Origin of the sequence: Massilia agilis, from assembly GCF_024756255.1 — a bacterium.
Lineage (GTDB): Bacteria > Pseudomonadota > Gammaproteobacteria > Burkholderiales > Burkholderiaceae_D > Telluria > Telluria agilis.
The window spans coordinates 254439-267804 of the sequence record NZ_JANUHB010000004.1 but is presented as its reverse complement, the minus strand read 5'-3'; the positions used below and the strand labels follow the sequence as shown (position 1 = coordinate 267804).

At 58.3% G+C, this 13366-nt stretch carries 11 protein-coding genes; 3 read left to right on the top strand and 8 right to left on the bottom strand.

Translation table 11 applies throughout. The features are described from left to right. Positions 1–3: 3 nt before the first annotated feature. Genes NX774_RS17795 through NX774_RS17785 form a run of 3 tightly spaced genes read left to right on the top strand, consistent with a single transcriptional unit; the run spans position 4 to position 3735 of the window. Positions 4–1347, top strand: coding sequence for a GH1 family beta-glucosidase (locus NX774_RS17795; RefSeq protein WP_258823603.1), 1344 nt, complete (start codon positions 4–6; stop codon positions 1345–1347). A 14-nt stretch (positions 1348–1361) separates the two neighbouring features. Then, positions 1362–2405 carry a glucokinase gene (locus NX774_RS17790; protein ID WP_258823602.1) on the top strand — a complete coding sequence of 348 codons (1044 nt, stop codon included), beginning with the start codon at positions 1362–1364 and terminating at the stop codon, positions 2403–2405. Next, positions 2392–3735: an MFS transporter gene (locus tag NX774_RS17785; protein WP_258823601.1), complete on the top strand. Its 1344-nt coding sequence runs from the start codon at positions 2392–2394 to the stop codon at positions 3733–3735. Before NX774_RS17790 ends, NX774_RS17785 begins: the two co-directional genes overlap by 14 nt. Before the next feature lie 6 nt (positions 3736–3741). Here the strand turns inward: NX774_RS17785 and NX774_RS17780 are convergent, their stop codons facing one another. The 8 genes from NX774_RS17780 to NX774_RS17745 form a co-directional block, all read right to left on the bottom strand. Beyond that, a complete protein-coding gene (locus NX774_RS17780) occupies positions 3742–4413 on the bottom strand; it encodes a hypothetical protein (protein WP_258823600.1) in 672 nt (223 codons plus the stop codon). Continuing rightward, positions 4410–5483: a DUF2515 family protein gene (locus NX774_RS17775; RefSeq protein WP_258823599.1), complete on the bottom strand. Its 1074-nt coding sequence runs from the start codon at positions 5481–5483 to the stop codon at positions 4410–4412. Before NX774_RS17775 ends, NX774_RS17780 begins: the two co-directional genes overlap by 4 nt. Before the next feature lie 39 nt (positions 5484–5522). Further along, the gene (locus NX774_RS17770; RefSeq protein WP_258823598.1) at positions 5523–6119 is read right to left on the bottom strand and encodes a PAAR domain-containing protein; all 597 of its coding nucleotides are present in this window, start codon (positions 6117–6119) and stop codon (positions 5523–5525) included. Positions 6120–6376: 257 nt separating this feature from the next. After that, positions 6377–7111 (bottom strand): hypothetical protein, encoded by a 735-nt coding sequence (locus NX774_RS17765; protein WP_258823597.1) that lies wholly within the window; start codon positions 7109–7111, stop codon positions 6377–6379. A gap of 4 nt (positions 7112–7115) precedes the next feature. Further along, on the bottom strand, positions 7116–8240 hold the full coding sequence (locus tag NX774_RS17760; protein ID WP_258823596.1) for a hypothetical protein: 1125 nt from the start codon (positions 8238–8240) through the stop codon (positions 7116–7118). Next, on the bottom strand, positions 8230–10449 hold the full coding sequence (locus NX774_RS17755; RefSeq protein ID WP_258823595.1) for a sensor histidine kinase: 2220 nt from the start codon (positions 10447–10449) through the stop codon (positions 8230–8232). The genes NX774_RS17760 and NX774_RS17755 overlap by 11 nt, the downstream gene beginning before the upstream one ends. Before the next feature lies 1 nt (position 10450). Beyond that, positions 10451–12022 carry an HsdM family class I SAM-dependent methyltransferase gene (locus tag NX774_RS17750; protein ID WP_258823594.1) on the bottom strand — a complete coding sequence of 524 codons (1572 nt, stop codon included), beginning with the start codon at positions 12020–12022 and terminating at the stop codon, positions 10451–10453. A 233-nt stretch (positions 12023–12255) separates the two neighbouring features. Continuing rightward, positions 12256–13359, bottom strand: coding sequence for a ribonucleotide-diphosphate reductase subunit beta (locus NX774_RS17745; protein ID WP_258823593.1), 1104 nt, complete (start codon positions 13357–13359; stop codon positions 12256–12258). Positions 13360–13366: the final 7 nt, after the last annotated feature.

The following is a 13366-nucleotide window of genomic DNA, read 5'->3' as shown; positions in this document are numbered from 1 at the left end:
ACCATGACCGATCCAATTCAATTCCCGCCCGATTTCACCTGGGGGGTCGCCACCAGCGCCTTCCAGATCGAGGGCGCGGCGACACTCGACGGCAAAGGCCCGTCGATCTGGGACACCTTCTGCCGCAACCCGGCCAACATCAAGGACGCCAGCAACGGCGACATCGCCTGCGACCACTATCACCGCTACCGGGATGACGTGGCGCTGATGGCGTCGCTGGGCGTGGACGCCTACCGCTTCTCGATGGCCTGGACGCGCGTGCAGCCCGAGGGCAAGGGTGCATGGAACGAGCGGGGATTCGACTTCTATGCGCGCCTGCTCGACGCGCTCGATGAGCATGGCATCGCCCCGCACCTGACGCTGTATCACTGGGACCTGCCGCAAGCGCTGCAGGACGAAGGCGGCTGGCTCTCGCGCGACACCGCGCACCGGTTTGCGGACTATGCGTGGGAGGTGGCTCGCCGCTTTGGCTCGCGCGTGAAAACCATCGCCACCCACAACGAGCCGTGGTGCACCGCCAACCTTGGACACGGCAACGCCCAGTTCGCGCCCGGCGTGGCCGACCGCAAGTCGGCAATCCAGGTATCGCACCATCTGCTGCTGTCGCACGGGCTGGCCATGCAGGCCATGCGCGCGGTGGGCGCGCCCGCCCGCCTGGGGATCGTTTTGAACCAGTGGACCGCCGACCCTGCCACGGACTCGCAGGCCGACCGCGACCTGGCGAACCTGGAATATGCCCGCTCGGTGCAGTGGTTCATGGACCCGATCTTCAAGGGCCGCTATCCCGAGCTGGCCCTGCGCGCGCACGGCGCCGACGCGCCGGTGGTCCACGAGGGCGACTTCAAGGCCATCCGCGAGCCGCTCGACTTTTTGGGCGTGAACTATTACACCCGCGCCTACTGCAGTGCCGAAGAGCCGCCGCGCCAGCCCGACAGCGCGCTTGGCGCCACCGACATGGGCTGGGAGATTTACCCCCAGGGCCTGACCGAACTGCTGCTCAAGCTCAAAGCCGAATACGACCTGCCGCCGATCTACATCACCGAAAACGGCATGGCCAATGCCGACCGCCTCGAGCACGGCCAGGTGGATGACCGGGCCCGCATCGACTACGTTGCGCGCCACCTGGCCGCGCTGCGTGCGGCGATGGCGCAAGGTGTGCAGGTGGATGGCTACTTCTTATGGAGCCTGCTCGACAACTTCGAATGGAATTCGGGCTACGCCAAACGCTTCGGCATCGTGTATGTAGATTATGCTACCCAGCAGCGCACGCGCAAAGCCAGCGCCCTGTGGTACCGCGACTTCATTGCGGCGCAGCGCCAGGGCCGGCTCGCCGCCTCGACTATGTGACAAGGAAGACTGCCATGGAAGCTGATCGCTACCGCAATGGTGCGCGCCTGCTGGCCGACATCGGCGGCACCAACGCGCGCTTTGCCATCGAACGCGCGGCCGGGAGCATCGAGGCCATCGCCACCCTGCCGTGCTCCGGCCATGCAAGCCTGGCCGACGCCGCCCGCGCCTACCTGTCCCGGCACCCGGGCCTGGACGTGCGGCACGCGGCCATCGCCATCGCCAATCCGGTCGAAGGCGACTTCGTCAAGATGACCAACCACGACTGGCAGTTCTCGATCGCCGAGACACGCGATGCCCTCGGGCTGGATACGCTCTTGGTGGTGAACGACTTCGCCGCGCTGGCAGCGGCCGTGCCGGGGCTGGGCGCTGCCGACGTCATGGCCGTGGGCCCGGGCCAGGTGCGCGGCGATGGCGTCATCGGCCTGCTCGGCGCCGGCACCGGGCTTGGCATGGCGGGCCTGATCCCCTCAAACGACGGCTGGACCGTGCTGCAGAGCGAGGGCGGCCACGTCGCGTTTTCGCCGTCGGACGAGCGCGAACAGGCGATCCTCGATTTCTGCTGGACGCGCTTTTCCCATGTGTCCGCCGAACGCCTGATGTCCGGTCCCGGCCTGTCGCTGATTCTCGAGGCGCTGGCCGCATGGCGCGGGCTGCCCGTGCCGGCACCGCTGGCGCCGGCGGACATCGTCGAGCGCGGCCTGACGGGCACCGATCCCTTGTGCACCGAGGTACTCGAATGCTTCTGCGGCATGCTGGGCACCGCGGCAGCCAACCTAGCGGTGACGCTGTGCGCGCGCGGCGGCATCTACATTGGCGGTGGCATCGTTCCGCGGCTGGGCGACTGGTTCGCCCGCTCACCCTTCCGCCAGCGCTTCGAGGCCAAGGGACGGTTCAGCACCTTCACAAGCAGAATTCCCACGCTGGTAATCACCGCGCCCTACCCCGCCCTGGCGGGCGCTGCCACCATGCTGGACCGGCATCTGGCCAGTTCCCATGCACCGGCACGTTTGCACTACGCCCAACCCAATACGGAGCCGCGCCATGCCGCCATCTAGCACCGCTCGCTCTCCCCTGCTGTGGGTGCCCACCGGGTACTTCACGATGGCGCTGGGGTACACCATGCTGTGCAGCGTGACGGCCATCATGTTCAAGAACATGGGCATGGACAACGGCAGGGCTGCCGCGTATTCGAGCATGCTGATCCTTGCCTACACGATCAAGCCGCTGTTCGCGCCGCTCGTCGAGATGTACCGCACCAAGAAGTTCTTCGTGTTGTGCACCCAGGTGCTGATGGGGCTGGGCTTTGCCGGCGCCGCACTGGCCATGTCGCTGCCGGACTTCATGGTGGTGCTCATGCCCATGTTCTGGCTGATGTCCTTCATCGGCGCGACCCAGGACATCGCCAGCGACGGCGTCTACGTCACCTCGCTCGACACCCGCACGCAGTCGCTGTACTGCGGGGTGCAGAGCCTGTCGTGGAATATCGGGCCGATCGTCGCCTCGGGCTTTCTGGTCTACCTGAGCGGCAAGCTGCACACAACGGTGTTCGGCCACGATGCGGCGACCTTCGGGCCGCAGTGGATGCAGGCGTGGCAGGTCGTGTTCTTCATCGTGGCCGGCATCACGCTGCTGATGGCCTTCTGGCACCTGCGCTTCATGCCGGAAGGCGCGCGCGCAGAAAACACACCCACCAGCGTGGGCGGCGCGTGGACGATCCTGCGCGACGCCTTCGTCACCTTCTTCCGCAAGCCGGGCGTGTGGCGAATGGTGGCATTCGCCTTCCTGTTCCGGCTCAGTATCGGGCTGCTGGAGAAGATCGGGCCGTTCTTCATGGTCGATTCGGCCGCCAGGGGCGGGCTTGGGCTGTCCAACGAACGGCTGGGGATCATCTACGGCACCTATGGCCTGGCGGCGGTGCTGCTTGGCTCGGTGTTGGGCGGGCTGTTCGTGGCAAGGCGCGGCCTGCAGCGCACGCTGTTCCTGCTGTGCTGCGCGGTGAACATCCCGAACGTCACCTTCCTCGTCATGAGCATCTACCTGCCGGCGAATCTGCTTGCGATCGGCGCGGGCGTCATCATCGAAAAGTTCTTCTTCGGCTTCGGCTCGGTCGGCTTCATGATCTACCTGATGCAGCAGCTCGCGCCAGGCAGGTACGCCACCACGCACTATGCGTTTGGCACGGGGCTCATGGGCCTGTGCGGCATGGTCACCGGCGTGGTCAGCGGCCACCTGCAGGAGGCGCTTGGGTATGTGAGCTACTTCGCTCTGGTGATGGTGGCGACCATTCCATCGTTCCTGGCGTGCTGGTTTGCGCCGTTCCCGCATGGCGAGGGAGAGCAGCTGGAGGAGAGCGCCGGCAAGGAGCAAGCAGTGCAGCAGGCCTGACCGCCGTCAGGGCTCAGGGAAAGGCTCGTGCTCTGGATCCCATCCTTGGGTGTCCACGCCCACCCCGACGTCGATGAGAAACTTGTAAGGCGGCTCGCGCGTCCAGCAGCCCTCGGCGCATTTGAGCCTGAAGGTCATGCCGTACCGCTTTGGAATGCGCAAGCTCGCCTCTTGCGCATATCCCGGCTCAAACATCCGCGCATACAGTCGCTTCTTCCCTTCAGGAGTCAGGTCGAACCAGTCGCTGTCGTCGCCTTTGTAAGGTTCCCAGCCGCCTGCCTTGAACTGGTTCTGCAGGTTCTCCAGCACAGCGATAGCTTCGTCGAAGGGCAACTTTTTCAGCATGGGTGAGGTGGAGAGCGTGGCGGCGACATTGTGGTCGAACCCAAGTGCGGCAAAGTTGGTTGGCGGCAGCGTGAATCCATGTTGAGGGTCGGCGAACCGAATGATGACGGCCGGTTCTGTCACCCACGTCTCGCCAAATTGCCCGCCGCCGGGATCGTCGGCAGGCAAATTGGATCGTTCCATCACAGGATAGGTTGAGTTCCTCGCCACCTCCTCGAAGCTCTGCCCAAGGCGGAAAGACAGGACTGTCGGCTCCGGGGTGCGGTAATGCCAGTAGGCCGCAACCACCGCGAGCCCGGCCAACACGAAAAGTGAGCGGTAATGTCCCCTCACGCTACGCCCCCGCCAGCCGCTATCGTTCGAATGGATTCCTCCACCCGGAAACGTTGGGAACCGTTCAAGAGTTTGTTGAACTCGTCAGCGGCGCGACGTACGAACCGCATGCGTTGCTCTGCTACCCATAACTTTGCGTGCTTGTCCCTTGAGAAGGGCAAGGTGAACCCTTCCTTGGCTTTGCACTGCGCCGACAGGGTCAGCTCCACCTTCTCGGCGTCGCCGGTCGGAATGCCGGTCACCACGGCGTACTGGTTGGCGTCAAGCAGCTGCTGCATGACGCGATCGTTATACATAATCGCCTGAAGAATGTTCACCTGTTCATGCCGAGCCAATGAATTGACACTGTCAGCCAAGTTGCCAGCTTCAACGCGGCCAAAGCCATCACGGATTTCCTGGAACGGCGTACCGAACGGCAAGACGCTCCTGTCCACGTTCCAGTACACCGGATACTTCTTGTTCTGCCGCTTGGGCAGGTAATCGCTGAATTCCTTCCAGCCCCGCTCCATGAAAAAGCGATGCAACGGGTAGATGTCGAGGAACAGATGTTCGTTCCCGAAGCCGAGCCTGTCATGCGCGTAAGCCGCCCCCGCCTCGGTTCCAGCCTGCACACCAGCGGCAGCCTCTGCCCCGGGAAATGCGGCGGCAAACGATAGTTCAAGATTCTCCCGCTCGCGGCGGTTTTTGACGATCGTCTGCTTGGCGTGGAGGATCGTGCAGCCCACTTGTTTGGACGCGAACGCGGCCAGCCCGGCCCACTGGAAGCGATTGTCGGCCAGCCACAGCTTGGCATAGGCGGCGTTGATGCGCCTGTTCCGCTCCTGCCAGTGTCCGTCCATCGAACCGTTCACCCTGATCAGATCCTCCGCCTCAGTCTGGAAGGTGGCCCACAAATGCTCAGGAGTCAGGACGTAGGCGGCGACGGCCTTCTCAACCGTGGCGGCAGGGCCCACGTAGTGATGCGACCTGCATTCCTCGATGCGCTGGTAGTTGCCGTAAACTGGGACGCCGTAGAACTTGTGCTTGGGGAAAAAAGCATCAGGTTTGCCTGGAACGAATACGGTTGGCATACGGTGTTCCTCAAGGACGCAGACGGATGGCGCCAGTCATCACGCGCCTGCGATCTCGTCCTCGACCTGCCACCGAACAATTGCTGCACGTTCGGCAAGCGTGAGGGGTTTCGTCACGCCGTTCTGGTCAGTCGTCCCCTCGATGACCTTGTCCTTGAAGCTCAGCTTGTAGCGCCGGTTTCGGTAGGGTTCCTCTGTTTTCGGATCGAGCAAAACGAGCGGGACACCATCGGACTTGGTGGCCGCGCTGTTCCCGGCGTTGAGCTTCGCCACTGTCTCGGCCGCCGCACCCGCTTTGGCGGCGGCCCATTCCCCATCGATAATTTGTTTCAAAACGGTCTGGTTGGCGACCAGGCGAGGCGGTGGGTTGCACTTGCAGCGACAGATGTCGTCACTTAAGGCAACCTGCCTGCCATTCAAACTCTCGTTGATGCGCGGGCCATCTGGCTCGATGACGCCTTGGGCATTGCACCTCGGGCAGGACACGGAATCGCCCGCATAGGCGACCTTGATACCGTTGAGCGTCCGGTCTGACGCGGCAGAAGTGACCTTGCCGCCAGCCGTGGTGCTCGCGCCGAGCGTGATGTGATAGCGCTCCATCCGTATCCCTTTGTTCTCGGTTGGTAAGTCACTCATGACTATCAAGCCAATCTAACTAGGGATGAGGCTGGTGGCTTTGCGCGGCCGCAAGCCGGTTGAACACGGGTGTTATCCTAGGGCGAGCGCATCTTTCGGACAATGCGAGCGCCTCAATGGAAAAGAGCCTCCGAAGAGACTCTTCGTATCCAGCGGGACTCCGATTTAGTCCCAGTTCAGCGCGCCGCCGGTCTACTGCGGCTAGGCGACCGCAGGTTTCATCACGACACTAGATGACGGAGATGTGCTGCCAGACATCAAGCAAAAACGGGGCCCATCCACCGCGAGCGAAAAGCTGGGCGAGCAAGCGCCTCAAAAAAAGGCTGCCAAAGACGGGCTTGGGCCCGTCTAATGATTGCAGAGTAATCAGGGTCTGCTCGTAGATGATGCCATACGGTCCCATCATGCTGTCCTATCGCGAAGTCGATAGCGAGAATCGGGCAATGAGGCGCTACGGGGATGCGTGGTCCCGGCGATTGCATCAGGCCTCGCCAAAGCGCACCTCTCACCTCGGGCATTTTAGTGCTCGGCACATACCAATCATTTCCAGCGAAACGATCTTGTGCATGACCGCCTCGTTGGAAATGAAAATATGGATGAGGCTCCCTCGCCTCTTCCAAGGGGAAAAGATGACTGTCAACTCGCCAGTGGTCTTCCAGTTCGACGTAGCAGTTCTCACCTTCTAATATGCCAGCAACTTTCACCTGAAAGTCTGCTTGTCTCGGGATCGAGTTCGCTTCGAAGTCGCCGAGTTCAAATACGAAACAGATCATAGCGCTTTCAGCCTTGCATAGCGCAGGATGCATAGCCTTATTGCGTGGTGGAGGAATCTCGATCCCAGCTTCACCGCTACTAATGCGGTTGTTCGCATGCCATGAGGCCTGCGCAAATCCGCTAATCAGACGAAGGGAGTTCGACGTGGCCGCTGTGGCGTCGAGCACGTCAAGGACTTCCGCTAGCTCTTGAAAGTCATCTAGATAGTCTTTCCACATGGTCTCACGCCCGATGTTTCCTGCGCATCCGCTCCAGGTCTTTCTGATTGAGTCTGGCGTCGTTCCTGGCGCGAAGTGCCAGCCTCAGTGATGCCACGGGTGGATCAATCCATGCTGGGAAATCAGCTTGCGGCGTCAGCCTCACAGAATCGGTAGGGTCTACAGGAAGGAACTCCGCCGGTTCACTCTCGAGTCCGAGCCTGCAAAAGCGCCAAGGTCGAAATTCTGACGACGGCGCTGATCCCGCCAGCGGTTCTAGCCCTGGTGTTGTAGTCCGGTTAGCGAGCAAGTCCACTCGCTCGGCAACCGTCCTACTAGCGAGGGGCGTAATCGAATCGATATTCTTGAACCACCACTCCTCGAGCCCACGAGCCCACCATCGTTCGAACCGCGTTCGAGCGACCCCTCCGTACTTGGCGTCACCCAACTTCCCAAGTAGGGTTGCCCAGGCCGCTCCACTTTTTTCCACGTCAACGCCCAACCTTAACGCCAATAATTTCTCGTCGATGAGCAGGCCCGACGGTATTAAAAAAAGACGGCAGAACGCATTTGCCGCGACATGGCTTGAATGCATTGCTCCTGCCAGTACTTTTGCGACCAGGCCCTCATGACCCCAGCCACTAAACTTTACAGCGTCGATTCCAAAAATCGCATCTAACTCAGCGGACCATCCGCCCGGACTTGCCTCGAGCTTATCCAGCGCTTCATATACCTCCGTAAGCCCGAGCAAATGAAGGACAATCTGATCGCGCTTGTGTCGCACCTCATTTTTTAAGATCTTTAATTCGAACAGATCATCGCTGGATGGATCTCCGAGAACATTTCTGTGCACGGGCTCGGCTGCCGAAAACCGCACAATTGGGAACTCCTGTGCTAACCCTGCCTTTTGCTTTGTGCGAATGTCTTGGGCTATCCCTGGTCCGGTCCCTAGCTCATCGGCGATCGATGACAGATCAACATCCATAAGTACACCAGCTGGTTTTCTTCGCGCCAGCAATAGCTGCTGTCGCGCTTCAGTAGGACTCAACACCTCTATTTTGATTTGTCCGCTTCGCTCAAATTCCGCTGCGAATGCGCGCGCTTCTTCACGCCTATCGTCCACGAAAATCCAGACGCCGTCATTTGGCATTGTCGTTTTCCTCCGGAAGTAGCATTTCGAAGCAAGTAGAAAACCCTGTTGGGGGCTCGGTCACAACAATTTCGCCACCAGCATTATTGACAATCTGACTGACGATCCAAAGCCCCAAGCCGGTTCCCTTAGCGTGATCGACATCTGACGCCGAACCCGGAGGTGAAACACGGGTGGTGAAGAATGCATCGAATATCTTTTCGCGATTTTGCTCAGGAACCCCATCCCCGCTATCCATAAAACGTAGTCGAACCATCGAGTTTTCTTCGGCTCGATCCGCAATCACGGCAATAACCCGCTCGTCGCCGCGACGCTTGACTGCCTTGACTGCATTCGTATATAGATTGAGCAATATTGACGCGATCTCTGCTTCATGCATAGGTCGTGTGTAAAGCGGATCGTAATTGGGGACGACCACCCTTAAGTCAACTGACTGTGTCTTCGCTTGGAGACGGATCCCTTTTTCAAAATCCTCAACGACTTTAGCTAGACTAACCGGTTGGACATCCCTGCTAGATCGTGAACTAGCGAGAGTATTTAGATAAGATGTGAGCGCATCCAGCCTTGCTAGCATAGCTTGGGCGCGTACCGCCTTCTCTAAGAAATCCGAGTCATTTTGTTTCGCGTCGACTGCAGTTCTGAAGACTTCTTGGAAATCAAAGCGAAACGCATCAAATGTCATTCCGGTTTCATGACTAAACTCAGCAGTTGTCATGCCTAACGTCGCAAGCAGGCGTAACATTGCGGTTTCGTCTGCGAGCGCGGATCGGGCCTCCTCAACGCTCTGCTCGATTTCGTCGGCAATCGCCTTCACGGCTTCAATAGCTGGAGCGGTAACCGTTGGAACACTGAACAACGGCTCCGGCCCCGTATTTGTTGAGACGGGAGCACTACCTGACGAAAGCAGATTATCGACGGCCGACTTCAGCTTTTTGATTGGATCCTGGCTCTGAGTTGGCTTATCGCTCGCACGCGTCTTCTTACCCCTGGCATCAGAAATTGCCCCAACTGCGGTCACAATCACAGCAGATGCCAAATGTTTTAATTCAGCGAAAGCTGATGTTTCTAGCAGCCCCTCCCTGGATGTGTGCTCCTCAAACATTTGCCCGTCGGGATCACTCACCTCTACAACACCAAAAAAATTTCGGTTGCTGATTGGTGCCAGGAACGTGCGCTTCGCATACAACTCATCGAAACCCAGCCAGTCATTGTCGGGGTCCCCGTACGGTACGACTCTGAAGCCGTTTCGATAAAGCCTTACGCCGCCTAGACTTGCCAACTCGTCCCGAACCCGCGTGAACACCATCGTTGGTAATAGTTCAGCCAACAAAATGACGTAGTGCGTACGCATCCAAGTGTTTCTCAAATACTTGTATGGTCCAGGCTTTGGATCATCTGGCGTATAACTATTGATCTTCTGCCAATCGGTTGAGGGCGCAAACCTATTTTTCACCATCCTCCAGCTGGCAAATCCAAGGTCATCGACTTTGAACTCAATTACTGCATGCATATGGTCGAGAATTTCTGTCTGAAGATCCGCGACCACAGTCTCATCTTTCAGAAGAGAATTCTCTCTAGTAAACCTTACGACAAAGCCAGGGTCAACCGACGGCTTTTCTTCAACAGGTGCGACGGGATAAGGCTGCTGTAGTCTAAGGACGTTTCTCCAACAACGTTTGATCGCTGCTTCCGACCACTCGTCGAAAAGATGCTCAATGCGTATTGTCGTGCCCGGTTCAGAGACCTCGATTTCGCTGATGGTGACGGGGATAGCGGAGAGTTCTGCGCCCCTTGCAAAATCCGCCCAATTTACGTCAAGTCTCCAACCCACCGCTTCCGATGCGTGACGTGTGGTCAGCACTAACCTATCACCTAGCCTGTGTGCTGAGAAACGTCCGATACCCTTTCGTCCGGCACGGCGACGCTTATATCTCGGCGACAACGGCTCAGACACTTTTTTATCGCTCGCAAGTCGCAGAAACCCGAGAACAAGGTCTGTTTTTGTCATTCCGGACCCGTTATCAACGATTTCTAAAGTCGGCACTGGCTGTTCGGTCATGAACTTGACGACGACTTCGGTGGCATCGGCATCGTAACTATTTTTCACTAACTCAATTAATGCAGTCTCCTGCTTTGCCACTAGCTCGCGCCCCAACCGCGCAATTATGGCGGCGTCCGCGGCAAAAAAATGTTCGGTCGTTGTAGCCATACTAGCGGTCCTTTCCCTTCTTTCGCCTTGCAGCTCTGAGGGTGTCAAGTTCATATATAAGTGTGCGTTGCGCATCGCGCCATGATGCCCCGAATAACTGAGGCATAAATGCCTCGTCAACTGTCTGCGCGGCCTGAACGATGTCGTTATTCCTCAACATACCATCGACTTTTGAAAGCAAGGACTCGTTAAAGGATGGCGAGATAACTATCGGCAAATTCCGTGCTTCCCTGAGCTCGAACTTAAGCACGCCCCCGCTATACGCTCGTCCGATCTTCTCGGCTGCCACCTGTCCGAATGTTGAGATCGGCGAAAGTAACGCAGAATACTTCGCTTGCTCGGATGTCGACGGCTTAAACTCAAGTTTGTGGAGAGTGTTAGTGCACACAATTCCAGGCTCTAACCGTACTACTCGCGGACCAGCATCATTCATATAGGTGAAGACCGCATCGTACCGTGAAGCCACCTGGACCTTCCACCAAGGGGATCTCTTTTTAAACCATACGACCTTGGCACGGTCACTTTCCGGTATCTTGGAGAGGTGGTTTGAAACAGCACGTGTTAGCTTTCGAGGATAGAGCAACCAGGTCTTTTGGCCGTCAGATGCCATCTGGTTTAGATCCTCCAAGCTCAATGTTATACCTGAAATCTGCCGGCGCCGAGACACCGCCGGTCGCAAGTCGTCATATGGTATACCTGATTTCTTCCTATCGTGTTCAGATAGTAAAAAAACTTCATTCCTGCCTGTTACCGCGCCTATCGATATGGAAGATATCTCTCCCAAACTCTTGCAATTTTTCGCAATTTCTTCAAAAGCTTCGGATGGAGCGGTCGATGAAACCGTCGTCGAACCATCATTCCCGAGCGATCCTCGCTCGTAGCTCGAACAGCTGCTAACCAAATAATCTTCTGCGAGAACTACAGCGCCCGCTTCTTCAGCATGGCTGCTCCAACTAGGCTTGCTAGCCAGCTCATACACCCCCACAAAACCAAAGCATTTGCAAAGGCGTCTTAAGAAGGAATCGCCGTAGTTAGTGAAGAGAATCGACCGCGGCACAACGGAAGCTAGCCTTCCGCCAACCGTTAGAAAGGCGAGCGAATGAAGTAGGATGTACACCCAAAGGCCGGCAGGCCCTTTCGTCTGAAATCGCTTACGCAGGTAGTCTCGTTGCGCGTCTGCGAGCGCGTGGTTACGAGTGAATGGCGGATTCGCCAAGACCAAATCGAATTTTTTATGCGGGTTGGGGTGTACCGTCAAAAAATCTGCCTGTTGCACGATTAGCCCATCAAGCATCAGGAGATTTAGATTTCTGATCGCATGTGCATCAATGTCGTACGCTGTCGCTCTCCAAGGTAACGCGTGTCCTAGGTGCCTCGCTCGCGCATGAGCCGCGGTCAGAAGCGCCCCCCCTCCAGCCGTAGGTTCGAGGATGTTCTCACTTCCAGTGCGAACAGCCCAGGTAGCAACTGCCGTCGCGATTGCGTCCGGAGTATAGTAGGCGCCAAGCGCGCGAACCCTCTCTGCGGCACCTAAGTCCAGCTCAAGCACACTGAAATTGTCATCAATTTTCATTCGTCAACATTCATCGAACTTCCCTCAACAATTGTCCTTTACATCCCACTTGCAGAGCAATCGATCCGTCACCATTTTTTGATACAAGAACAACATCTCGTACTTGATACAGACTACGACGGCTCAGGACGGGTGGGTGAGAACTTGAAAAGGAAAGCCGAACAGCAAAAGCACAAAGGCCCGTCCTCGGGCCTTTGTGCTTATTAACTTCTGATGCTACGCTGAGAGCACGATCAATCCCAGTTCAACGCGCCGCCGGTCTGGTACTCGGTCACACGCGTCTCGAAGAAGTTGCGCTCCTTCTTCAGGTCGATCATCTCGCTCATCCACGGGAACGGGTTCTCTTCGTTCGGGAACAGCGGGTCCAGGCCGATCTGCACGGCGCGGCGGTTGGCGATGAAGCGCAGGTAGCTCTTGAACATCGGCGCGTTCAGGCCCAGCACGCCGCGCGGCATGGTGTCCTCGGCGTAGGCGTACTCGAGGTCCACGGCCTTCAGGAACAGCTGCTTGAGCTCTTCGCGGAACTCGGCGGTCCACAGCTGCGGGTTTTCCATCTTGATCGAGTTGATCAGGTCGATGCCGAAGTTGCAGTGCATCGACTCGTCGCGCAGGATGTACTGGTACTGCTCGGCCGCGCCGGTCATCTTGTTCTGGCGGCCCAGCGCCAGGATCTGGGTGAAGCCGACGTAGAAGAACAGGCCTTCCATCAGGCAGGCGAACACGATCACCGACTTGAGCAGCTTCTGGTCGTTCTCGATGGTGCCGGTCTTGAACTCGGGGTCGGTCAGCGTCTCGATGAACGGGATCAGGAACTGGTCCTTGTCGCGGATCGCCGGGATCTCGTTGTACGCGTTGAAGATCTCGCGCTCGTCCAGGCCCAGCGACTCAACGATGTACTGGTAGGCGTGGGTGTGGATCGCCTCTTCGAAGGCCTGGCGCAGCAGGTACTGGCGGCACTCGGGCGCGGTGATGTGGCGGTAGGTGCCCAGCACGATGTTGTTGGCGGCCAGCGAGTCGGCGGTCACGAAGAAGCCGAGGTTGCGCTTGACGATGCGGCGCTCGTCTTCGGTCAGGCCGTTCGGGTTCTTCCACAGCTCGATGTCGCGCTGCATGTTCACTTCCTGCGGCATCCAGTGGTTGGCGCAGCCGGCCAGGTATTTGTCCCACGCCCACTTGTACTTGAACGGGACCAGCTGGTTGACGTCGGTCTTGCCGTTGATGATGCGCTTGTCGTCGGCGTTCACGCGCTTGGCGATATCGGCCGCGCTGACGGCCACGTCGCCGGATGCCTGCGGTTGTTGTTCGGTGCTCGGTTCATCGTCCCAGGACAACGACATAATTCAG

Bases quoted from the DNA above. Each gene is read 5' to 3' on its own strand.
- NX774_RS17765 (WP_258823597.1), bottom strand. From the start codon at position 7,111: ATGTGGAAAGACTATCTAGATGACTTTCAAGAGCTAGCGGAAGTCCTT.
- NX774_RS17750 (WP_258823594.1), bottom strand. From the start codon at position 12,022: ATGAAAATTGATGACAATTTCAGTGTGCTTGAGCTGGACTTAGGTGCC.
- NX774_RS17770 (WP_258823598.1), bottom strand. From the start codon at position 6,119: ATGAGTGACTTACCAACCGAGAACAAAGGGATACGGATGGAGCGCTAT.
- NX774_RS17795 (WP_258823603.1), top strand. From the start codon at position 4: ATGACCGATCCAATTCAATTCCCGCCCGATTTCACCTGGGGGGTCGCC.
- NX774_RS17745 (WP_258823593.1), bottom strand. From the start codon at position 13,359: ATGTCGTTGTCCTGGGACGATGAACCGAGCACCGAACAACAACCGCAG.
- NX774_RS17760 (WP_258823596.1), bottom strand. From the start codon at position 8,240: ATGCCAAATGACGGCGTCTGGATTTTCGTGGACGATAGGCGTGAAGAA.
- NX774_RS17755 (WP_258823595.1), bottom strand. From the start codon at position 10,449: ATGGCTACAACGACCGAACATTTTTTTGCCGCGGACGCCGCCATAATT.
- NX774_RS17790 (WP_258823602.1), top strand. From the start codon at position 1,362: ATGGAAGCTGATCGCTACCGCAATGGTGCGCGCCTGCTGGCCGACATC.
- NX774_RS17785 (WP_258823601.1), top strand. From the start codon at position 2,392: ATGCCGCCATCTAGCACCGCTCGCTCTCCCCTGCTGTGGGTGCCCACC.
- NX774_RS17775 (WP_258823599.1), bottom strand. From the start codon at position 5,483: ATGCCAACCGTATTCGTTCCAGGCAAACCTGATGCTTTTTTCCCCAAG.